Genomic DNA, 20,495 nt, shown 5'->3' with positions numbered 1-20,495 from the left:
TGCCCCGCGAACTGCCACCAATCGTCGCACCTTCTTATTGTGGTCCCGTGGGCACCTTCCAGATGTCCTGGGCGTATTCGCGGATGGTGCGGTCAGACGAGAACCAGCCGACCCGCGCGGTGTTGAGCATAGAAGCTTTCCACCAGCGCGAGGGTTTTCTCCACAGCTGTTCGACGCGCTCCTGGGCGTCCCAGTAGGCGTCGAAGTCCGGGCAGACCATGAAGCGGTCGTCGAAGCGCAGGCTGTCCACCAGCGCGGTGTAGCGCTGCGGGTCGTCCGGCGAGAATACCCCGCTGCTCACCGCCATCAGCGCTTCCTGCAGGCGCGGCGAACTGGCGATCTCGTTGTGCATCGCCAGCTCCCCCGCCCGCTTGCGCGCCTCCACCTGCTGCGCCTTGAGGCCGAAGATGAACATGTTCTCCGGGCCGATACGCTCGCACATCTCGACGTTGGCGCCGTCGAGGGTGCCGATGGTCAGGGCGCCGTTGAGCGCGAACTTCATGTTGCTGGTGCCGGAAGCCTCCAGGCCCGCCGTGGAGATCTGCTCGGAGAGGTCCGCCGCGGGGATGATCGACTCGGCCAGGCTGACGTTGTAGTTGGGGATGAACACCACCTTGAGCAGCCCGCGCACCGTGGGGTCGGCGTTGACCGTGCGGCTGATGTCGTTGGCCAGCTTGATGATCAGCTTGGCCAGCACGTAGCTGGGCGCGGCCTTGCCGGCGAAGATCTTCACCCGCGGCACGCGTTCGGTGGTGGGGTCGCTGCGGATGTCCTGGTACAGCGCCACGGTGTGCAGCAGGTTGAGCAGTTGCCGCTTGTATTCGTGGATGCGCTTGACGTGCACGTCGAACAGGGCGTCCGGGTCGACGCGCAGGCCCATGCGCTCCTCGATCAGGGCCGCCAGGCGCTGCTTGGCGTTGCGCCGCTGCTGGGCGAAGCGCTGGCGCACGGCGGACTTCTCGGCATGGGCGGCGAGGTCGCGCAGGCGGTTCTCGGGGTCGTCCAGTACGTCCTCGCCCAGGGTTTCCACCAGCAGCTCGGTCAGCTCAGGGTTGGTCTGGAACAACCAGCGGCGGAAGGTCACGCCGTTGGTCTTGTTGCTGATGCGGTTGGGGTAGAGCCGGTGCAGGTCGCGGAACACCGTTTCGCGCATCAGCTCGGTGTGCAGCGCGGAGACGCCGTTGACGCAGTGCGAGCCGAGGAACGCCAGGTTGCCCATGCGCACGCGGCGGCCGTGGTCCTCCTCGATCAGCGACACCGAGCGCAACAGGCTGAAGTCGTGGATGTCCTTGGCGCGCAGGGCGTCGATGTGGAAGGCGTTGATCAGGTAGATGATTTGCATGTGGCGCGGCAGCAGGCGCTCCATCAGCCCGACCGGCCAGGATTCCAGGGCCTCCGGCAGCAGGGTGTGGTTGGTGTAGGACAGGGTCGCCACGGTCAATTCCCAGGCGTCGTTCCAGTCCAGCCCGCGTTCGTCCAGCAGCAGGCGCATCAGCTCGGCCACGGCAATCGCCGGGTGGGTGTCGTTGAGCTGGATGGCCACGCGCTCGGGCAGGCTGTAGACATCCTCGCCCTTGCCCAGGTGGCGCTGCATCAGGTCCTGCAGCGAGGCGGCGACGAAGAAGTACTCCTGGCGCAGGCGCAGTTCCTGCCCGGCTTCAGTGCTGTCCGCCGGGTAGAGCACGCGGGAGATGCTCTCCGCGCGCACGGTGTCGGCCACCGCGCCCAGGTGGTCGCCGGCGTTGAATCGGTCGAGCTTGAGGGTGTCCTCGGCGCGGGCACGCCATAGCCGCAGGGTGTTGACGCTGGCGGTGCGCCAGCCGACCACCGGCATGTCGTAGGCCACCGCACGCACGCGCTCCAGCGGCTCCCAGCGCTGGCGCTCGACGCCATTGGCGTCCGGCTCGCTGTGGACGATGCCGCCGAAGCCGACGCTGTAGGTCGATTCGGGCCGTTCGAATTCCCAGGGGTTGCCGAAGTCCAGCCAGGTTTCGGTGTGTTCCAGCTGCCAGCCGTCGCCGATCACCTGCTTGAACAGCCCGTGCTCGTAGCGGATGCCGTAGCCGTGGGCGGGGATGTCCAGCGTCGCCATACTCTCCATGAAGCACGCCGCGAGGCGCCCGAGGCCGCCGTTGCCCAGTGCCGCGTCAGGCTCTAGCAGGCGGATGCGCTCCAGGTCCACGCCCAGTTCCGAGAGCGCCTGGCGCGCCACGTCGAGCAGGCCGAGGTTGCTCAGGTTGTCGATCAGCAGGCGGCCGATGAGGAATTCCAGGGACAGGTAGTAGACGTGCTTGCGCGCGCTGCGGTCGATGGCGCGGGTGGTCTCTTCCCAGTTGTCCACCTGGTACTTGCTGGTGGCCAGGGCCACGGCCTCGAACCAGTCATGGTCGAAGGCGTCGGCGGGGTCCTTGCCCACCGCGTAGCGCAAACGGGTGAGCACGGCGTGCTTGAAGGTTTCGACTGCCGACTGATCGGGCATGCTGTCCAGGGCCATTGCCGCCTCCTTATGTGTCGGTGACTGGTCGCCAATGAGGCACGGAGCGCGAAACGCCCCAGTGCATCTGTCCGCGCAGAAAACAGGTAGTTCAGACCTTTTCTCCCATTGGCGCGGCCCGCTCATCAGAAACGCCGAACGATTGGCGACGAGTGGTTTCTCCCCCATGTGGGCCTTTTCCAGGCCGGGCGCGCCAGAGCGCCGCAGACACCACCATGCACAGACAGGAGAACCGCCATGCCAAGGGGCAGCAAAGACAAGTACACCGACAAGCAGAAGCGCAAGGCCGAGCACATCGAGGAAAGCTACGAGAACCGCGGCGTCTCCAAGGACGAAGCCGAAGCCCGCGCCTGGGCCACGGTCAACAAGCAGTCCGGCGGCGGCGAGCGCAGCGGCGGCTCGGGGCAGAAGAAGAGCGCGCCGGCCAAGGCCGCCTCACGCCGCAGTTCGGCCAAGCGCGCCGTGGCCACCAAGCACGGCGTGCCCCGGCCGGACCAGTCGCTGGAATCCATGACCAAGGCCGAACTGCTCAACCGCGCCCGCACCCGGCACATCGCCGGCCGTTCGAGCATGCGCAAGCAGCAGCTGATCGACGCCCTGCGCAAGGCCGCCTGAGCCACGCGCCAGCCACCTATCCCACACGCAACCGAGGAGACAATGCCATGGGCAGCTATCGATGGTTCCCTTCATCCCGCAATAGCGGCGTACAGGAGCTGCAATCACTGGTGAGCGACCTGGAAAGCCTGCTGGAAAGCGGCCGCGACCTCACCGCCGACCAACTGCCGGCGTTCAAGGCCAAGCTGCGCCACCTGGTGGACGAGAGCCGCGAAACCAGCGAGCACCTGGTGGAGCGCAGCCGCCGGGCGATCCAGGCCAGTGGCGAATACGTCGGCGAGCATCCCTGGCAGACCGCCGCGATACTCGCGGCGGCCGCCGGCATCCTTGCCGCGGCCTGCGCCTTGAGCCGCCAGCGCTGAGGGTGGCGCGGTGGTCGGCGGCTCAGCCGTTGACCACCGTCCCGCCGTTCACGTGCAGCACCTGCCCGCTGACATAGGACGAGTCCGTGCTGGCGAGGTAGACATAGGCCGGGGCCAGTTCTTCGGGCTGCCCCGGCCGCCCCATCGGCGTGTTGCTGCCGAAGGTGGCCACTTGCTCGGCGTCGAAGGTCGAGGGAATCAGTGGCGTCCAGATCGGCCCCGGCGCCACCGCGTTGACGCGGATGCCGCGCTTGACCAGGTTCATCGCCAGGGAACGGGTGAACGAGGTGATCGCGCCCTTGGTGGACGAGTAGTCGATGAGCGTCGGGTTGCCCTTGTAGGCGGTGATCGAGGTGGTGTTGACGATCGTCCCGCCCTCGCCCATCAACGGCAGCACGGCCTTGGTGAGCTGGAACATGCCGAAGATGTTGGTGCGGAAGGTGCGCTCCCACTGCTCCTCGCTGATGTCCTCCAGGCGCTCCTGGGGATGCTGTTCGCCGGCATTGTTCACCAGCACGTCCACCCGGCCCCAGCGCTCCTGGACGCGCCGCGCCACTTCCGCACAGAAGCCGGCATCGGCGACATCGCCGGCCATCTCCAGGCATTGCTGGCCAAGGGATTCGATGATCTGGCAGGTCTTGAGCGCATCCTCGGATTCGTTGAGGTACAGCAGCACCACGTCGGCGCGCTCGCGGGCGAAGGTTACCGCCACCGCGCGGCCGATGCCGCTGTCGCCGCCGGTGACGATAGCCACCTTGCCGGCCAGCTTGGCGGCGGCGCGGTATTGGCCGGAGACGAATTCAGGCTGCGGCTGCATCTGCTGCTCGGAGCCGGGCTGCTGGTCCTGGTGCTGGGGCGGCAGGGTCTGGGTCTCGCTCATGGCGTTCTCCTCGGATAGACAAACGGATGGATAAGCGCGATGCGCAACGGCATCGCGCGGCGCGTCAGGCGCGCGGCGGCTTCTGCTCACCGCAGTGGCAGTGCGGGTCCTGGCAGTGTTTCTCGCCGTCCGGGTGGCCGTCGGCGCAGGCCTGGCAGCAGAACGCCCGGCCCTCGCGGTAGACGGCGTTGGCGCCCAGGCTGCAGGAGCAGCCGGCGCAGGCGCAGCGTTGTTCGTTCATGGATGCTTCCTCCTATTGACGCGGACTCACTGGGTAGGCCGGCGGCAGCGGCCATGGTTCAGGCTTTTTCGCCAGCGGCGTGCGCCGCCGACCGGCTTTTCTGAACCGCGCGCGCAGACCGCCGTCCACCGCGGTAACGCCACGACCCAAAAGGAAGAAGTCCCATGATCACCTCACCTGCATCCGCGTATTGCCGCAGCCTGCTGCTGGGCCTGCTCGTGCTCCTGGGCAACGGCCTTGGCACCACGGCCTCCGCCGAGGAGTCGGACAAGGCCTCGGCGTTCATCTCCACCGCCCTGAGCAACAGCCAGCAGCAACTCGCCCGCGCGCAGCAGGCGATCCGCTATGGCAAGACCCTGGCCGTGCGCGACCAGGCCCAGGGCGTGCTGGATCAGTACGGCGCGCTGCTACGGGACCTGCAGACCCTGGCGCAGAAAAAGGGCGCCCCCGCCCAGAGTGACGCCCCGTTGAAGCCGGAAAACTCCCAGGCACCGCTGGGCGCCAGCGAGCGCTTCGACCATGACTACGCGGTGGCCCAGCTGCAAGCGAGCAAGCAGGCGGTGACGGCCTTCGAGCGCATGAGCAAGGACGACGCGGACACCGACCTGCAAGGCTTCGCCCGCCTCTGGCTGCCGATGCTCTACCACCAGCGCGAGCTGGCCGACCAGTTGGTGGCGTCGCAAGCGCCCTAGCCGTCGAGCTGGTCGAACATGGCGCGGGTCAGGCGCTGCTGCGTCCTGGCCCAGTCGGCCCAGGGGTCGGCCGCCTTCAGGCGTTCGTCGACCGTGGCGATCGTCCACTGGTTGGCGCCGGTGAGCGTGGGCAATTCTTCCCGACCGATCGGCACCGACACCGGCAAGCCCTCCCGCGCCCGCACCGACCATACGCACACGGTGCTGGCGCCACGGGTATTGCGCAGGTAGTCGATGAAGATCTTGCCGACGCGATTCTTCGGCCCGGACACGGCGCTGAAGCGATCGGGCATCAGCTGCGCCATGTGCCGGCTGATGCCGTGGGCGAAGTCCTTGACCTCGTCCCAGCCGTGGCGCCGCTGCAACGGCACGAGGATGTGCATGCCCTTGCCGCCGCTGGTCTTGAGGAAGGCGGTGAGCCCCAGCTCGTCGAGCAGCGTCAGGGTCAGCTGGGTCGCCTCGACCATGCGTTGCCAGGGCAGCGCCGGGTCGGGGTCGAGGTCGAGGACGAAGCGGTCGGGCTTTTCCAGGTCATCGAGGGCGGCGTTCCAGGTGTGCAGTTCCAGCGCGCTCATCTGCGCCGCGCCGATCAGCCCCTTGGCGGTGGCGATGCGCAGCAGCGGTGCGTGGCCAGGGTCGAGCTTCGGGTCCAGTTGCTCGGCGCCGGGGATCCCCGTGCGCGAGGCATGGCGCTGGAAGAACTGCTCGCCGCCGACACCGTCCGGCACGCGCACCAGCGACACCGGGCGGTCAGCCAGCCACGGCAGCAGGCGCTCGGCGGCCTTTTCGTAATAGCGCGCGACGTCGATCTTGCGCAGTTGGCTCGTGGCGTCGATCACCCGCTCGGGGTGGGTGACGGTGACGCCTTCGAGGGTGTTGCCGGTGCTGTCTTTTGCCGCTTTTGCGCCCGTTGCGCGCGGCGCCTTCTGCGGTTTTTCCTCGACGATGGCCTTGGCCGGCTTGTCGCTGCGCAGGCCATGGAAGACCGCCTGGCGCACGAGGCCTTCGCGGGTCATCTCGGCGAAGGCGACTTCGCAGAGCAGCTCCGGGCGCAGCCAGGTCACGCCCCGGGCGTCGGCGCCCTTGGGCGCCTGCTGCAAGGGGCAGGTCTTGCGGTTCAGCGGCTTGAGCTGCTGGTAGAGGGTTTTCAGCGTGGCGCTGCTGAAACCGGTGCCGACCTTGCCGGCGTAGCGCAACGCGCCATCGGCGTCATGCAGGCCGAGCAACAGGGCGCCGAAGTGCGAACGCGAGCCCTTGGGTTCGCTGAAGCCGACGATGACGAACTCCTGGCGGCGCTTGCACTTGAGCTTGATCCAGTCGCGCGAGCGCTTCTGCGTATAGGGGCTGCCGGCGCGCTTGCCGATCAGCCCTTCCAGGCCCAGGCGGCAGGCGCTGTCGAGCACGCTGCGGGGGTCGTCGGTGAAGTCTTCGGAGTAGCGCAGCGACGCCTGCTGATTGCCCCGCAGCACCTGCTGCAGGGCCTGGCGACGCGCTTCCAGCGGCTGGTCGCGATAGTCCACGCCGTCCAGCCAGAGCAGGTCGAACAGCGTGTAGTGGATGGGCGCGGAAAGATTGGCGTCGAAGGCGTTCTGCAGGCGCTGGAAATCCGGGCGGCCCTCCTCGTCCATCACCAGGATCTCGCCGTCCAGCCAGGCCGATTGCACCGGCAGCGCCGCGAGCGCCTGGCACAGCTCCGGCAGCTTCGCCGACCAGTCGTGGCCGTTGCGGGTCATCAGTCTGACCTCGCCGCCATCGAGCCGGGCGAGGATGCGGTAGCCGTCGATCTTGATCTCGTAGCGCCAGTCGCCGGCGGGCGGCGCGTCCACCAGGGTGGCCAGCTCGGGCGAGATGGTGTCCGGGAGCTTGCCCTTGCCGGTCGTCCTGGCCGTCTTTTTCGGCGCTGCCTTGGAGCGCGAGGTGTCCCGCGCCGGCTTGGCCTGCGCCCGCTTGGGCGCTGCCTTCTTCAGCGCCGCCGCCTCGCTGGGCAACGACTGCCCGGAGACCACGCTCAGCGGCGCTTCGGCGAGGATGTCGAAGCGCGGGAAATCCCGCGCCTGGTCGTCGCGACCCTTGATCAGGAACCACTGCGGCTTGCGCCCCGCCATGCGCGTGCGCACCAGGTTCCAGCTGCCGGCGAGCTTGCTGCCGGCCAGGCGGAACTTCAGGTGGCCGCTCTTCATGCCTTCGTGCGGATCGCCGATGGGCGTCCAGCGGCCTTCGTCCCAGACGATCACATCGCCGGCGCCGTAGTGCCCTTCGGGGATGTGGCCCTCGAAGCGCGCGTAGTCCAGCGGGTGGTCTTCCACCTCGATGGCCAGGCGCTTGACGCTCGGGTCCAGGCACGGCCCCTTGGGCACTGCCCAGCTTTTCAGCACACCGTCCAGCTCCAGGCGGAAGTCGTAGTGCAGGTGGCTGGCGTCGTGCTTCTGCACCACGAAGACGTACTCCCCGGCGTGGCTGGCCGGGGCTTCGCCGCTGGGTTCGGGGGTGCCGCTGAAGTCACGCTTGCGGGCGTATTCCTTGAGGGTGGGGTTCTGGATGGCGGCGGCGCGGGGCATGGCTCACTGCTCCTCGTCCGGGTCGGTGGCGTCCCAGGGCTTACCGTCGAGCGGGTGCACCCGGCCCTCCTCGGCTTCGTCCAGGCCGATGCCGCCGCCGATCTCGCTCTCGCGGCGGATGTGCAACTCCTGGTCCACCGGCGTGCTGTCGGCCGGGTCCAGCGGCGATTCGGTGCCCTCTTCGTCGATCAGCGTTTCCGGCGCCAGGTCGTCCATGCTGACGCCGTCTTCCACGGCGCTGTCGCCGAGGGTTTCACCGCCGCTCAGGCCCATTTCGCGACGGCGCTGGGCGGGGAATTCCCGTTCCACGTCCTCGGGCGAGCGCTCGTCGCCGATGCGGCCTTCGGGGCCTTTCTCGAAGTCCAGTTCGCGCACGCTGCCCATGCGGTCTTCGGTGTCGTCGATCTCGATGTGCTGCGGGTTCGCGTGCGGCTTGTCGGGATGGCTCATGGCAATGCCTCCGGGCTGGTGTGGCCTGTGTGCGTTCAGGCCGGTTGAGCCCGGGCCAGGCGGCGGAGTTCAGCTTTTCTGCCGGCGTGCAGGCCGGCGCGGGTCATTCGTCGATGAAGCTGTTGATCAGTTCCAGTCCCAGGTTGCGCACGCGCACGGCGGTGCTCAGCTCACGGCCGTGGATACCCACGACGGTGATGCGCGGCATGTCCGCCAGTTGGCTGCCCAGGCTGATGGAATAACTCCCCCCCGCCTCGCGGAAGCAGGAGAAGCTGAATAGCGGATAGGCCTCGTGGAGCACCGCCTCCACGTCCAGGCGTCGTAACTGCGTCATGGCCACCTCCCGTCCCCAGTTCCCACCCTGCCCGCTCACGACGGCGGGGGGAATACTGGCGATTGGCCCTGGCGCCGGCGGCAACCCTCGGCATCGCGTGGATGGCCCGAGCTGGACGGGACCCCGCCGGTAGGGCCTCGCGGCTGGCCGCTGGCGGTTTCAGACGGAAGGTTGCGCCGCCGACGCAGCCGTCTCGCCGTGCATTTTCCAGCCCCTGGCCAGGGCGACCTTGCACTTTGCTGATGCCCAGGGGCCAGTACGCCAAAGGGTTTCCCAGCAATAACAACCTGTTAAGCCGCTGAGACAGCCCCGAGCGGGGTGGAACGGCCGATGCAACGGTTCCCGCTCAAGCCAGCGCCCCAGGCTGGCTTCTGCCACGCATCCGGGAGATCGACATGTCCAGTTGCCACGACACTGCCATCGAGCACCTGAGCCACCTGTTCACCGACTACCGCCCGCAATTCATCGACCGCCCCGACGGGACGGTGTTGATCAGCCTGCGCAACGCCAAGGGCAAGCGCCTGATGTCCCGCGTCATCCAGCAGGAGGAGCAGCGCAACGCCGTGCTGCTGAACAACCTGGTGGAGCGCATCCGCCGGGACCTGATGACCATCGAGGGGCCGCTGGAGGAAGACAACGTCGACTGGTTCCTCAAGCGCATCGAGTTGCAGACCTTCGTTCCGGTGAACCCCACCCACCGCCCGCGCAAGGTGGTGATGGCGGGCGCCCGCCTGCGCGCCCTCGCCGGCAAGTAGCCGGCAAGCGAGGTACCGATGAAAACGCCCATGGATACGCCCGATCCCGATCCGAAAGTGACCCGCGAGGAGTCGCTGGAGGAACTGGTGAACATCGAACCGGAGGACAGCCGGCAGGAGCCGCACCTGTCCGCCGCCCATCAGGATGGCCTCAAGGAGGGGCCGGCCTGAGTCGATACAGACGATGGGAAGGTATTTCCGGCGGCCGCCGTCAGTCCCAGTAGTCGGGCGGCCGTCGGTTTTCTTCCAGCAGATGCCGCACCACCGCGCGCCACGCCGCCTTTTCCGACCGCCCCTTGGCCAGCGCGGCCGCGTACGCCGCACGCTGCCGCTGGGCGCTGTTGCCCGCCTGGATGATGCGCCGCGCGCGGTCGAACAGCCGCTCGCCCTCCTCGTCCAGCCAGGGTTCGACTGCTGCCTGCGCCTGCTCCAGCCACTCGTGCGCGTCGACCAGCCTGTCGTCCCGGACCAGGAAGCGCCCGGCGCAGCCATGCCGCCGCGCCTGCCAGAAGTTCTCCGCCTGCCGTGCCTGCTGCCAGTGCGGGTCCTCGCTCTCCAACGGCTCCCGCGCCTGGGCCACCAGCAAGCGAAACAACCCGGCGATGCACAGCGCCTCGTCGAGGCGCGGGCAGGCATCGGTGATGCGCAGCTCCAGGGTCGGGTAGCGCGCCGAGGGCCGCACATACCACCAGGTATGGCCGGGCTCGTCCATCAGGCCGTTCTGCAGCAGCACGGCGACGTAGCGCCGCCAGGCCGCTTCATCGGCGAAGCGTGGCGGCGGCCCCATGCGCGGCCACTCGCCACACAACGACTGGCGATAGCTGTCCAGCCCGGTATCGCACTCCCCCCAGAATGGCGACGACGCACTCAGGGCGAGGAGCAGCGGCATCCACGGCAGCACGCGGTTCATCACCCCCACACGATCGATGCCCTGCACCTCCGCGTGCACGTGCAGGCCACTGAGCAGGCTCTGCCGTGCCACCACACCCTGCTCGTCGAACAAATGCCGGTAGCGCGGGTGGAACGCCGGCGCCTGGCGATGCAGCCGGGTGAACGGATGAGCCGCGACGCAGAGGGTTTGCAGCCCGTGGGACGCGGCGATCTCGCGCAGGCGCCGGCGGCGGTCGTGGAGGAAGACAGCGGCCTCGTCGAGGTGGCGCAGCACAGGGCTGACCAGCTCGTACTGGCAGAGGAACATTTCCTCGGCCACCTCATCGCCCAGCACGCCACGGCAGGCGTGGGTAAACCCCAGCGGCACCTCCCGCGCCAGATCGAGGCTGGCGGGATCGAGCAGGAAGAACTCTTCCTCGATGCCGAATCGGGGCAGCGCGGCGCGTGCGGGCATGGCGGACCTCGGAGGTGACGGTTATGTCTGGGACGCGAGACGGCGCGGTGGCGTTCAGTCTTTGTGCCACGGGCTTCGTCGCCCGTTGGAAAGCCGCTGCCGTGCGGTTCGCGAGCAAGCTCGCTCCTACAAGGGGCTGCAGTGCTGCTCCTCGTGGGAGCGAGCCCGCTGGCCCGCGCAGCTCGGCGTTTAGTTGAAACCTTTCCCCGCCCATCCACTCGCAAAGGAAGGACCACCACTTTCTCGCTCGAGGAGCCCTGCATGACGCCACCTGCCGCCCCGAATGCCGTCGCCTCCCACCGCGAGCATCGCTCCATTGGCGACCTGTACCACGCCCTGCTGCGCCACCCGGAAGACCACTTGGACAGCGCTGCCGCCTTCCTCGATACGCAGCTGGACCTGCAGCGCGCCGCCGACGACGATGAACTGCCCAGCGATCCCGAGCGCTGGGACGACTGGCTGACCAACCGCGCCGAACGCAGCGCGCAAGCCTATGCCGCCTACCTCGGCGAACGCCGCGACGGCGCGCCGCGCCGGCACTTCCGCAACCGCGCCCACGCCTTGCACTTTCTCCAGGCGGTCGCCCCCACCAAGCACGTGGACGGCGCCTGGCTCTACGGCGTGCTGGCACACTGGAGCGAGCCGCGGCTGCTGCCCCTGGTGCACATCTGCCTGGAAGAGCTCGGCCACGGCATCCCCGCGCGCAACCATGTGCTGATCTACCAGCGCCTGCTCGACACCCTGGGCTGCGACACACCGCTCGAGCTGAGCGATGCGCACTACGTGCAGGGCGTCGTGCAGCTTGCGCTGGGCTACCTGAGCGACGCCTACCTGCCCGAGGTGCTGGGCTACAACCTGGGCTACGAACTGCCGCCGCTGCACCTGATGATCACCAGTTACGAGCTGCGGGAGCTGGGCATCGACCCGGAGTACTTCCGCCTCCACGTGACCATCGACAACGCCGCCAGCGGCCACGGCCGCAAGGCCCTCCAGGCGCTGCAGGCGAACCTGCCGCACCTGGCCGACCGCGACGCCTTCCTGCGCCGCGTGCACGCCGGCTACCGGCTCAACGATGCCGGCCTGTCGAACCGGCAGCTTCTCGATGGCTTCGACCTCGACGCCGAAGTGATCGCCATGCTCGAACGCAAGCGGCCCTTCGCCAAGCAGATGCACGACGACCGCGCGCGCATCGGCGGGCGCACCGTCAACCAGTGGATGGCGGGCCCCGGGCGGATGGGCGAGTTCCTCGCGGCGCTGGAACGCCAGGGCTGGATCAAGCGCCACCAGGACCCGGCCCACAGCCGCCTGTGGAACCTCATCAGCGGCGACAGCGCCGTCATGTTCGGCGTGTTCACGCCCTACGAGCGGCAGTTGCTGCACGACTGGATCGCCGGCGACTGGAGCGAACCGCCGCCGCGCAACCCCTGGAGCGGCAGCGAGAAGGCCAGTGCCGAGCCCGCGCCGGTCCGCTCGGAATTCGCCGCCGAGGAACGCGCGCTGCTGAGCGAGCTGTCCACCCTTTCGCCGCGTAGCCGCATGCAGCGGCTGGTCGCCCTGATGGCACCGCATCGCCACTGGACGCCAGCCGGGCTGCTGGCCACGCGCATCTACACCGATAAACTGGGGATCGAACCATGACTTCATTCTTCGACTCGCGGCTGGAGGTGCTGATCACCCTCGGCCAGGAGTTGCAGGCACAGGATTACCGCTTCACCACCGTCACCCCCGCGACCCACGCGCGGGTCAACGCGCGCCCGCAGAACCAGGTCGCCGGGGATCTGCACGGCGTGTTCGGCTGGAGCCGGCTGTTCCCCGACACTGTGGTGAGCGAGCGCCTGCTGGCGCTGCTGGAAACCGGCGGCCTGTTGCAACGCCAGGACAGCCAATGGCGCAGCGCGGTGCGCTGGTCGAGCCTGGACGACCAGTTGTTCGCCCACTCGGCCTACCCGACCGTCGAACACGACGCGGTGTTCTTCGGCCCGGACACCTACCGCTTCGCCCGCGCGCTGCAGCAGTTCTTCCAACAGGCCGAAGCCGGGGCCGTGCGCCGCGCAGTGGACATCGGCTGCGGCGCCGGCCCCGGCGCCATCCTCATCGCCCAGGCCTGCCCGCAGGCGGAAGTCAGCGCCGTGGACATCAACCCGCGCGCCCTGGACTTCACCCGCGCCAATGCCTACCTCGCCGGCATCGATGACCTGCAGATCCGCCAAAGCAACCTGCTGGACGGCGTTGACGGGCAGTTCGACCTGATCGTCGCCAACCCGCCCTATCTGCTCGACCCGGACGAACGCACCTACCGCCATGGCGGCGGCGACTACGGTGGCGGCCTGTCGCTGCGCATCGTCGAGACCGCGCTGGAGCGCCTCACGGTGGGCGGCACCCTGCTGCTCTACACCGGCGCCGCGGTGGTCAACGGCGACGCGCCGCTGCGGCGCCAGGTCGACGCGCTGCTGGCCGACCGGCCGGTGAGCTGGCGCTACGAGGAAATGGACCCGGACGTCTTCGGCGAGGAACTGGACAGCGCGGCGTACCGCGACGCGGAACGCATCGCAGCGGTGACCCTGACGGTGAAGCGCCTGGCGTGATCGCGTAGGAGCGGCGGATAACGCTGACGGCGTTATTCGCCCTACGTCTGCCCCCTGTAGGAGCGGGCCACGCCCGCGACCGGAGCTTCCGCGTCTGCCGGAACCACCGGCTCACACCCGGGCAATCGCCTTACGTTCTGCTACGTCAAACCCAAGACCGCGCCCCGGTAGGAGCGGGCCACGCCCGCGACCGGAGCCTCCGCGCCTGCCGGCACCACCGGCTTGCACTCGGGCAATCGCGGGCATGGCCCGCTCCTACAGTTTCGGGAAGTCTCGCGCGAGGAAGCGTCAACCGGCGAGCGCAGCTCCTTCGGCGCACACCGAACAGTCCCCTCTCCCTTCAGGGAGAGGGTTAGGGAGAGGGGCTCTTCGCTGCCAGTGTGCTGCCAAAAGCCCCCCTCGAGCGAGCCCGGCTTACGCCGGAATCTTCGCCACCTGCGGCTCCCGCGCCCAGACGCGGTGCTGCTTGAGCGCCGCCTCCAACGGGGCGAACACATCGGTCGCCGAACCGCCCTGGATCACGCCTTCATCCGCCGCCAATCCGAGCTGCCCCGGCAGCGCCTGCGCATCGCCGGCAAACGCCAGCGGCTTCAGGTGCTTGTAGGCTTCCAGCAGGTAATGCAGCGCGCGGCCATCGCCACTGATCTGCTGCGTCACCGGCGCACCGCCGGGCACGAACACCGCGTCGAAGACCACCGACGGCAGCCCGTCCCAGCTGGCGTGGGGAATCAGCTCCGCGCCGCTGGCGGCCTTGACTGGCGCGGCACTGGGCGCGATCAGCTTGGCCGAGGCGCCGCCCTTCTCCAGGGCATCGATCAGGTCGCTGACGTCGCTCTCGCTCACCCCGTCGGCAATCAGGATCGCCACCTTGCGCGAGCGGATATCGCCAGAGAGCAGGTTGACCTGGCTCAGCGCCGGCGACAGCGTGGGTTGCGGCACCGAGGCCGGCTTGGCGGTCACCGTGACGCCGATCTGGCTGGCCACCTTCTCCGCCAGTTTCGGGCAGATGTTGACGAGGATCTCGTTCACCTCGCGCTCGCGGATCGACATCCGTTCCACCTTCGACAGCTCGAACGCGTAAGCCGAGGCCACGTGGCCCTGCTCCACCTCGCTGAGGCTGTGATAGAACAGCGCCGCCTGGCTGAAGTGGTCGGCGAAAGAGTCGGCGCGCACCCGCACCTTGGTCCCGTTCACCGGTTCGTGGTAGCTGCTGAAGCCGCCCTGGCGCGCCGCCGGCGGGGTCTCCTTGGGCCAGCCGCCATCGATGGAGTTCGGCTCATACGAGGCTCGGCCCTTGTGCACCATGTGCTGGTGCAAGCCGTCGCGCTGGTTGTTGTGGAACGGGCACAGCGGCTGGTTGATCGGGATCTGGTTGAAGTTCGGCCCGCCCAGGCGCAGCAGCTGGGTGTCGGTGTAGGAGAACAGCCGGCCCTGCAGCAGCGGGTCGTTGGTGAAGTCGATGCCCGGCACGATGTGGCCGGGGTGGAACGCGGCCTGCTCGGTCTCGGCGAAGAAGTTGTCCGGGTTGCGGTTGAGCACCATGCGGCCGAGCAGTTTCACCGGCACCAGCTCCTCGGGCACCAGCTTGGTCGGGTCGAGCAGGTCGAAGTCGAACTGGTCGGCGTCCGCCTCGGGGATCACCTGCACACCCAGTTCCCACTCGGGATAGTCGCCGCTCTCGATGTCCTCCCAGAGTTTGCGGCGGTGGATGTCCGGGTCCTTGCCGGCGAGCTTCTGCGCCTCGTCCCAGACCAGCGAGCAGACGCCGGACTTGGGCTTCCAGTGGAACTTCACCAGCGAGCTTTCCCCCGCCGCGTTGATCAGCCGGAAGGTGTGCACGCCAAAGCCCTGCATGTGCCGCAGGGAGATGGGAATGGCGCGGTCGGACATGGCCCAGGTGACCATGTGCGCGGACTCCGGCGTGAGCGAGACGAAGTCCCAGAAGGTGTCGTGGGCCGAGGCCCCGGTGGGGATCTCGTTGTGCGGCTCGGGCTTCACCGCGTGGACGAAGTCGGGGAACTTGATGGCGTCCTGGATGAAGAACACCGGCATGTTGTTGCCCACCAGGTCGTAGTTGCCCTCGTCGGTGTAGAACTTCACCGCGAAGCCGCGCACGTCGCGCACGGTATCGGCCGAGCCGCGCGGGCCCTGCACGGTGGAGAAGCGCACGAACACCGGCGTCTGCTTGCCGGCCTTGCCGAGGAAGGAGGCCTTGGTCAGCGCGCTCCAGTCGTCGTAGGACTCGAAGTAGCCGTGGGCCGCGGCGCCACGGGCATGCACGATGCGCTCGGGAATCCGCTCGTGGTCGAAGTGGGTGATCTTCTCCCGCAGGATGAAATCTTCCAGCAGCGACGGCCCGCGATCACCCGCGCGCAGGCTGTTCTGGTTGTCGGCGATGCGCACGTTGGTGTTGGTGGTCAGCGCCTCGCCGGTGGCGTCCTCGCGGTAGCGCTCCAGCTGCTCGAGCTTCTCGTTGGTGTTGCCGCGATCGGCGGTGCCGGTGCCTGCCAGTTCGCTCTGTTTGCCGGCTTCGTTGCCAGGTTGCTTGGCCATGAAACGTCGCTCCTCATCCCAGGTGAACGGCCGCCATGGGGGCGGCCTCGGTCTTGTACCTATCCCTTGGGTGAAACGAAGCCGGAGGAGTTCAGGCTTTTTTACCAGCGGTGCGCAATGACAAAGCCCCGGAGGGTCGCTCAGGGGCCTTGTGGTGGATGCGGGCGGTCAGCGCGCGAGGAACGGCGGCGGCGCGTCGATCACGCCGGTCTCGTTGACGTACTGCGTGTAGTGCTCGATCAGCGCCTGCAGCCTTGCCGGCTCGCTCTTGGCCAGGTCCTGGGTTTCGCCGGGGTCGCGGCCCAGGTCATAGAGCTGCCAGGTAGCCGGGCCGACCGGCGCGGGCAGGTACACCGCCTTCCAGTCACCCTGACGGATGGCGCGCATGCCGAACAGCTCCCAGCCGGTGACGGTCTTCTCGTCGTGGGCCTGCTCGGTCTCGCCGGAGAGCCAGCCCAGCCAGGACTTGCCGCGCACCTCGGCGACCTCGCGGCCGCGCCATTGCTTGCCAGGGTGGCGCACGCCGGCCAGGTCGAGGATGGTCGGGGTGATGTCCATCACCGTGGAGAACGCATGGCTGATCTCGCCCTGGCGTTGCAGCGCGGGGTAGCGCACCAGCGCCGGCACGCGGATGCCGCCTTCGGTGGTGAAGGCCTTGTACAGGCGCGACGGCGCGGTAGCCGCCTGGGCCCAGCGCGGGCCGTACCAGATGTAGGAGTTGGCCCGGCCGATGTTCTCCAGGCTGTTGTCGTAGTGCTGGTCGAGAAAGCTCAGGAGGTCCGGGCCGAAGCGCGGGAAGGCTTCCAGCAGCGCGCCCTCGGCGCCGTTGTCGGACATGAACAGGACGAAGGTATTGTCCAGCTCGCCCTGCTGGCGCAGGTACTCGACCACGCGGCCGACGTTCCAGTCCAGGCGCTCGACCATCGCCGCGTAGACCTCCATGGCCCGCGCCGATTTCGCCTTCTCCTCGTCGCTCAGCTGCGCCCATTCCTTGCTGATGGCCAGCACCGGGTGCGCCTTCACGTCGGCATCGATCAGGCCCAGCTGCTTGAGCCGCTCCAGGCGTTCCAGGCGCAGGGCCTCGGGGCCGGCGTCGTAGCGCCCCTTGTACTTGTCCACCACCTCCTTGGGTGCCTGCAACGGCCAGTGCGGCGCGGAGAACGGCAGGTAGGCGAAGAACGGCCGGCTCTGGTCGCGCTCCTTGAGGTAATCGATCAGGCGGTCGCCGAAGGCGTCGGAGGAATAGAAGTCCGCCGGCAGCTCCTCGATGAAACGGTCATCCTCGACGTACAGCGCCGGCGTGCTCTTGAGGATGCGCGGCGTGCTGTCGTCGTAGGGCGGCTCGAAACCGTAGTGGTTGGCCGCGCCCGGCAGCAGCGAGAAGGAGCGCTCGAAGCCGCGCGCGTGGGGCGCCTGCTCCAGCTTCAGGCCGAGGTGCCACTTGCCCGACATCAGCGTCTGGTAGCCCGCCTCGCGCAGCAGTTCCGGCAGCGCCACCACGCGGTCGTTGAGGTAGCCCTCGTAGCCCGGCTTGCCCTCCAGCTCCGGGGTCAGCGCCTCGGCCATGGTGCCGATGCCGGCGATGTGGTGGTCGGTGCCGGTCAGCAGCATCGAACGCGTCGGCGAGCAGGTCGGCGCGGTGTGGAAGTCGGTCAGGCGCAGGCCATCCAGAGCCAGGGCGTCCAGGTGCGGCGTGGCGATCTCGCCACCGAAGGCGCCGAGGTCGGAGAAGCCGAGGTCGTCGGCGACGATAACGAGGAAGTTGGGGCGTTTGCTCATGGGGGCTCTCGTTCTGATGGTCAGTGTTTCCAGAGCGCCCTCACCCTAACCCTCTCCCAGAGGGAGAGGGGACTGATCGGCACGAGGATCAACTCCGTGCGTCCCGGTTGGCAGAGGACGGCTCCCTCTCCCTCTGGGAGAGGGCTGGGGTGAGGGTTCTTCAGGTCAGCAGGCAATGAACTCGAACGGCAGGTCTTCCACCCGCCTGGGCTGCGGCGCGACGTAGTCGCCCTCGCCCGTCAGCTCGTGCAGCAGCGCCTCGCGCTGGCGCAGGAAGTCGTAGCCGCCGCGCTCGCGCGGGTGTGCCAGCGGCACCTCGACGATGCGCTTGATACGCCCCGGCCGCGGCGCCATCACCACCACGCGGTCGGCGAGGAACAGCGCCTCCTCCACGTCATGGGTCACCAGCACGGTGGTGATGCGCTCGCGCTGGCGGATGCGCAGCAGTTCTTCCTGCAATTGCTGGCGGGTCAGCGCATCCAGCGCGCCGAAGGGTTCGTCCAGCAGCAGGATGCGCGGGCTGGCCACCAGGCCGCGGGCAATCGCCACGCGCTGCGCCATGCCACCGGAAAGCTGGTGCGGGTAGGCGCGGGCGAACGCCGTCAGGCCCACCAGTTGCAGGTAGTCGGCCACCTTGGCGGCCTTGCCGGTGTCGCTCAGCGGTTCGTTGACCAGGCCGAGGGCGACGTTCTGCTCCACGCTCAGCCAGGGGAACAGGCGGTGCTCCTGGAACACGATGCCGCGCTCGCCGCCGATGCCATCGATGAGCGCGCCATCGATGCGGATCTCGCCCTGGAACTCGCGGTCCAGCCCCACCAGCAGGCGCAGCAGCGTGGACTTGCCGCAGCCGCTGGCGCCGACGATGGCGATGAACTCGCCGTCGGCGATTTCCAGGTCGAAGCGTTCGATGGCCTGCAGCTCGCGGCCGTCCACGGGGAAGCTCTTGGCCACCTGGCGAAAGCTCACCAGGGCCTGGGATGCGAATGCGTTCATGCGTGTCTCCAGCGCGTCACCCGCGCTTCGATGCGCTGGCCGAGGGCGGCCAGCAGGGCTCCGGTAAGGCCGACCAGCAACATGCCGGCGCCGACCAGGTCCATGCGGAAGAGTTGTTGCGCGCCGATCATCAGGCTGCCAATGCCGCCATCCGAGGGCATGAAGTACTCGGCGCCGATGGTGCCGAGCCAGGCATAGATCAGCGCCAGGCGTACCCCGGCGAACACCGAGGGCGCGGCGCCCGGCAGCACCAGCCGGCGCAGGCGTTGCCAGGGCGACAGGCGCAGGGCGATGGCCGCCTCGGTCAGTTGCGCCGGCAGGCTGGCGATGCCGCGCTGGGTCGCCAGCAGCAGCGGGAAGAACGCGGCGAGGGCGACGAACACGACCTTTGCGAGTTCACCCAGGCCGAACCAGGCGGTCAGCAGCGGCACCCAGGCGAAGATCGCCACTTGCCGCAACGCCGCGAAGGACGGGCCGAACAGCCGCTCCGCCGGACGCCACAACCCCAGCCCCAGGCCGAGCACGAAGCCCAGCGCGCCGCCCAGCAGCAAGCCGGCGAGCGTGCGTTGCAGACTGGCCAGCAGCGCGACGGTCAGGCTGTTGTCCAGCAGCCCCTCCCACAGTGCCACCGCGACCGACGCGGGGCTGGCGAGAATCGACGGATCGACCCACTCCAGCGCGCTCGCCGCCTGCCAGATCGCCAGCAGGCCCAGCGGCAACAGCCAGGGCTGCAGGCGCTCCCAGCCTTGCCCCGCGCCGCTGCGCCCCAGCTGGCTACGGCGCAGCTCGCCGGCGGCCTGCTGTGGCCAGTGCACCAGGCGCCGGTCCAGCGCCTGGATGCCACGGTCCATGGCTGCACCCACCAGGCCGATGACCAGGATGCAGACGAACACGATATCGAGCATGAAGAGTTGCCGCGCCTGCACCATCAGGTAGCCGATGCCCTCGCTGGAGGCCAGCAGTTCCACGGCCAGGAGCGACGTCCAGCCCTGCGCCAGCGCCAGCCGCACGCCGGTGAGGAACGCCGGCAGCGCCGCCGGCAGGATCAGCCGCCACAGCAGCAGCCGACGCGACAGGCGCAGCACGGCGGCGGCCTCGCGCAGGCGCGGCTGGGCGTCGCGCACGCCGACCAGGGTGTGCAGCGTCACCGGCACGATGATGGCCTTGATCAGCACCACCAGCTTGAGCAGTTCGCCGATGCCGAAGAACAGCATGAACAGCGGAATCCAGGCCAGGGTCGGGACCTGCGCCAGGGCACTGAAGGTGGGCAGCACCAGACGCTCGGCGCGGCGGCTGAAGCCGAGCCAGGCGCCCAGTGCCAGCCCGCTGAGGATGCCGGCCAGCAGGCCCCAGAGCAGACGTTTCAAGCTGACGCCCAACTGCTGCCACAGCTCGCCCGCCAGCAGTTCGCGCCCGGCCTGCCACACCAGTTCGGGTGTGGGCAGGATCTGCGCGGACATCCAGTGGCGATGACTGGCCGTCCACCAGAGCACGCCAATGGCCAGCGGCACCAGCCACGGCAGGAGGGTCTCCACGCCCCGCCAGCCCAGCGTGGGAGGGCTCAGGCGTGGCGCGGGAAGAGCAAGGCGATAGAGCTTGGTGATATTCTTCATTGGAATATAAATAATCGCATCAATGCATTTACGAACTAACACAGGCCATTTAAGGGAAGGCCCCCGCCTGCATCCAATGCATTCGCCGAATATTTTTTATGCCCTACGGGCATCTGCCCGCGAACGCCGATGACGCCTCGCTTAGCTCGAATAATTACTAAAAAATGAATTTTTATTATTTTGTTGATGGACGCAGACATGCCTTTAGTGCGGGCGCCGGAGCCACATGCGCTCCCCCCACTGCAG

The 20,495-nt window shown here is 68.3% G+C and carries 18 protein-coding genes; 7 read left to right on the top strand and 11 right to left on the bottom strand.

Annotated features, from left to right (window positions below):
- Window positions 1–34: 34 nt before the first annotated feature.
- Complete coding sequence (locus ACNFIA_RS10125) at window positions 35–2,494, bottom strand: glycogen/starch/alpha-glucan phosphorylase (RefSeq protein WP_416784541.1); 2,460 nt, start codon at window positions 2,492–2,494, stop codon at window positions 35–37.
- A 237-nt stretch (window positions 2,495–2,731) separates the two neighbouring features.
- Here ACNFIA_RS10125 and ACNFIA_RS10120 point away from each other — a divergent pair, with 237 nt between their 5' ends.
- Window positions 2,732–3,109 (top strand): Rho termination factor N-terminal domain-containing protein, encoded by a 378-nt coding sequence (locus tag ACNFIA_RS10120; RefSeq protein ID WP_259755187.1) that lies wholly within the window; start codon window positions 2,732–2,734, stop codon window positions 3,107–3,109.
- A 47-nt stretch (window positions 3,110–3,156) separates the two neighbouring features.
- Window positions 3,157–3,471, top strand: coding sequence for a DUF883 family protein (locus ACNFIA_RS10115; protein WP_259755188.1), 315 nt, complete (start codon window positions 3,157–3,159; stop codon window positions 3,469–3,471).
- Between the two features lie 22 nt (window positions 3,472–3,493).
- Here ACNFIA_RS10115 and ACNFIA_RS10110 read toward each other — a convergent pair whose 3' ends face one another.
- Complete coding sequence (locus ACNFIA_RS10110) at window positions 3,494–4,351, bottom strand: SDR family oxidoreductase (RefSeq protein ID WP_416784538.1); 858 nt, start codon at window positions 4,349–4,351, stop codon at window positions 3,494–3,496.
- Between the two features lie 64 nt (window positions 4,352–4,415).
- Entirely contained in the window at window positions 4,416–4,592 is a 177-nt protein-coding gene (locus ACNFIA_RS10105; protein ID WP_259755191.1) for a metallothionein, read from the bottom strand.
- A 164-nt stretch (window positions 4,593–4,756) separates the two neighbouring features.
- Between ACNFIA_RS10105 and ACNFIA_RS10100 the strand changes: the two genes are divergently transcribed.
- Complete coding sequence (locus ACNFIA_RS10100; protein ID WP_416784535.1) at window positions 4,757–5,284, top strand: DUF4142 domain-containing protein; 528 nt, start codon at window positions 4,757–4,759, stop codon at window positions 5,282–5,284.
- Here the strand turns inward: ACNFIA_RS10100 and ligD are convergent.
- From ligD to ACNFIA_RS10085, 3 genes are all read right to left on the bottom strand, one after another.
- Entirely contained in the window at window positions 5,281–7,842 is a 2,562-nt protein-coding gene (gene ligD / locus ACNFIA_RS10095) for a DNA ligase D (RefSeq protein ID WP_416784532.1), read from the bottom strand. The two genes, ACNFIA_RS10100 and ligD, sit on opposite strands and share 4 nt — an antisense overlap.
- 3 nt (window positions 7,843–7,845) lie before the next feature.
- Entirely contained in the window at window positions 7,846–8,292 is a 447-nt protein-coding gene (locus ACNFIA_RS10090; protein WP_259755197.1) for a phosphotransferase system, HPr-related protein, read from the bottom strand.
- Between the two features lie 103 nt (window positions 8,293–8,395).
- The gene (locus tag ACNFIA_RS10085; RefSeq protein ID WP_416784530.1) at window positions 8,396–8,626 is read right to left on the bottom strand and encodes a hypothetical protein; all 231 of its coding nucleotides are present in this window, start codon (window positions 8,624–8,626) and stop codon (window positions 8,396–8,398) included.
- Window positions 8,627–9,021: 395 nt separating this feature from the next.
- Between ACNFIA_RS10085 and ACNFIA_RS10080 the strand changes: the two genes are divergently transcribed.
- Complete coding sequence (locus tag ACNFIA_RS10080) at window positions 9,022–9,381, top strand: DUF3509 domain-containing protein (RefSeq protein WP_259755200.1); 360 nt, start codon at window positions 9,022–9,024, stop codon at window positions 9,379–9,381.
- Window positions 9,382–9,411: 30 nt separating this feature from the next.
- Window positions 9,412–9,552 (top strand): hypothetical protein, encoded by a 141-nt coding sequence (locus tag ACNFIA_RS10075; RefSeq protein ID WP_259755201.1) that lies wholly within the window; start codon window positions 9,412–9,414, stop codon window positions 9,550–9,552.
- Window positions 9,553–9,592: 40 nt separating this feature from the next.
- Here ACNFIA_RS10075 and ACNFIA_RS10070 read toward each other — a convergent pair whose 3' ends face one another.
- Window positions 9,593–10,726 carry a carboxylate-amine ligase gene (locus ACNFIA_RS10070; RefSeq protein ID WP_416784527.1) on the bottom strand — a complete coding sequence of 378 codons (1,134 nt, stop codon included), beginning with the start codon at window positions 10,724–10,726 and terminating at the stop codon, window positions 9,593–9,595.
- Between the two features lie 261 nt (window positions 10,727–10,987).
- On the opposite strand from ACNFIA_RS10070, the gene ACNFIA_RS10065 reads away from it, so the two are divergent.
- Together ACNFIA_RS10065 and ACNFIA_RS10060 are read left to right on the top strand one after the other, a co-directional pair.
- Window positions 10,988–12,364, top strand: a complete 1,377-nt coding sequence (locus ACNFIA_RS10065) for an iron-containing redox enzyme family protein (RefSeq protein WP_416784524.1) — start codon at window positions 10,988–10,990, stop codon at window positions 12,362–12,364.
- The gene (locus tag ACNFIA_RS10060; RefSeq protein WP_416784522.1) at window positions 12,361–13,311 is read left to right on the top strand and encodes a methyltransferase; all 951 of its coding nucleotides are present in this window, start codon (window positions 12,361–12,363) and stop codon (window positions 13,309–13,311) included. The genes ACNFIA_RS10065 and ACNFIA_RS10060 overlap by 4 nt, the downstream gene beginning before the upstream one ends.
- Before the next feature lie 414 nt (window positions 13,312–13,725).
- Here the strand turns inward: ACNFIA_RS10060 and katE are convergent, their stop codons facing one another.
- The 4 genes from katE to ACNFIA_RS10040 all read right to left on the bottom strand — a co-directional run bounded on the left by katE (window position 13,726) and on the right by ACNFIA_RS10040 (window position 20,249).
- The gene (gene katE, locus ACNFIA_RS10055; protein WP_416784520.1) at window positions 13,726–15,864 is read right to left on the bottom strand and encodes a catalase HPII; all 2,139 of its coding nucleotides are present in this window, start codon (window positions 15,862–15,864) and stop codon (window positions 13,726–13,728) included.
- Window positions 15,865–16,032: 168 nt separating this feature from the next.
- Complete coding sequence (locus ACNFIA_RS10050) at window positions 16,033–17,643, bottom strand: arylsulfatase (protein ID WP_416784518.1); 1,611 nt, start codon at window positions 17,641–17,643, stop codon at window positions 16,033–16,035.
- Window positions 17,644–17,808: 165 nt separating this feature from the next.
- The gene (locus ACNFIA_RS10045) at window positions 17,809–18,636 is read right to left on the bottom strand and encodes an ABC transporter ATP-binding protein (protein ID WP_416784516.1); all 828 of its coding nucleotides are present in this window, start codon (window positions 18,634–18,636) and stop codon (window positions 17,809–17,811) included.
- A complete protein-coding gene (locus tag ACNFIA_RS10040; protein ID WP_416784514.1) occupies window positions 18,633–20,249 on the bottom strand; it encodes an ABC transporter permease in 1,617 nt (538 codons plus the stop codon). The genes ACNFIA_RS10045 and ACNFIA_RS10040 overlap by 4 nt, the downstream gene beginning before the upstream one ends.
- Window positions 20,250–20,495: the final 246 nt, after the last annotated feature.

The organism is Pseudomonas sp. NY15437, from assembly GCF_048068435.1.
Lineage (GTDB): Bacteria > Pseudomonadota > Gammaproteobacteria > Pseudomonadales > Pseudomonadaceae > Pseudomonas > Pseudomonas nitroreducens_B.
Note: the sequence above shows the minus strand (reverse complement) of the source record. Positions and strands in the feature narration are given on the sequence as shown.

What these genes read in the sequence shown, in the direction of transcription:
- ACNFIA_RS10125 (WP_416784541.1), bottom strand. Translation starts at nt 2,494, where the DNA reads ATGGCCCTGGACAGCATGCCCGATCAGTCGGCAGTCGAAACCTTCAAG.
- ACNFIA_RS10120 (WP_259755187.1), top strand. Translation starts at nt 2,732, where the DNA reads ATGCCAAGGGGCAGCAAAGACAAGTACACCGACAAGCAGAAGCGCAAG.
- ACNFIA_RS10115 (WP_259755188.1), top strand. Translation starts at nt 3,157, where the DNA reads ATGGGCAGCTATCGATGGTTCCCTTCATCCCGCAATAGCGGCGTACAG.
- ACNFIA_RS10110 (WP_416784538.1), bottom strand. Translation starts at nt 4,351, where the DNA reads ATGAGCGAGACCCAGACCCTGCCGCCCCAGCACCAGGACCAGCAGCCC.
- ACNFIA_RS10105 (WP_259755191.1), bottom strand. Translation starts at nt 4,592, where the DNA reads ATGAACGAACAACGCTGCGCCTGCGCCGGCTGCTCCTGCAGCCTGGGC.
- ACNFIA_RS10100 (WP_416784535.1), top strand. Translation starts at nt 4,757, where the DNA reads ATGATCACCTCACCTGCATCCGCGTATTGCCGCAGCCTGCTGCTGGGC.
- ligD (WP_416784532.1), bottom strand. Translation starts at nt 7,842, where the DNA reads ATGCCCCGCGCCGCCGCCATCCAGAACCCCACCCTCAAGGAATACGCC.
- ACNFIA_RS10090 (WP_259755197.1), bottom strand. Translation starts at nt 8,292, where the DNA reads ATGAGCCATCCCGACAAGCCGCACGCGAACCCGCAGCACATCGAGATC.
- ACNFIA_RS10085 (WP_416784530.1), bottom strand. Translation starts at nt 8,626, where the DNA reads ATGACGCAGTTACGACGCCTGGACGTGGAGGCGGTGCTCCACGAGGCC.
- ACNFIA_RS10080 (WP_259755200.1), top strand. Translation starts at nt 9,022, where the DNA reads ATGTCCAGTTGCCACGACACTGCCATCGAGCACCTGAGCCACCTGTTC.
- ACNFIA_RS10075 (WP_259755201.1), top strand. Translation starts at nt 9,412, where the DNA reads ATGGATACGCCCGATCCCGATCCGAAAGTGACCCGCGAGGAGTCGCTG.
- ACNFIA_RS10070 (WP_416784527.1), bottom strand. Translation starts at nt 10,726, where the DNA reads ATGCCCGCACGCGCCGCGCTGCCCCGATTCGGCATCGAGGAAGAGTTC.
- ACNFIA_RS10065 (WP_416784524.1), top strand. Translation starts at nt 10,988, where the DNA reads ATGACGCCACCTGCCGCCCCGAATGCCGTCGCCTCCCACCGCGAGCAT.
- ACNFIA_RS10060 (WP_416784522.1), top strand. Translation starts at nt 12,361, where the DNA reads ATGACTTCATTCTTCGACTCGCGGCTGGAGGTGCTGATCACCCTCGGC.
- katE (WP_416784520.1), bottom strand. Translation starts at nt 15,864, where the DNA reads ATGGCCAAGCAACCTGGCAACGAAGCCGGCAAACAGAGCGAACTGGCA.
- ACNFIA_RS10050 (WP_416784518.1), bottom strand. Translation starts at nt 17,643, where the DNA reads ATGAGCAAACGCCCCAACTTCCTCGTTATCGTCGCCGACGACCTCGGC.
- ACNFIA_RS10045 (WP_416784516.1), bottom strand. Translation starts at nt 18,636, where the DNA reads ATGAACGCATTCGCATCCCAGGCCCTGGTGAGCTTTCGCCAGGTGGCC.
- ACNFIA_RS10040 (WP_416784514.1), bottom strand. Translation starts at nt 20,249, where the DNA reads ATGAAGAATATCACCAAGCTCTATCGCCTTGCTCTTCCCGCGCCACGC.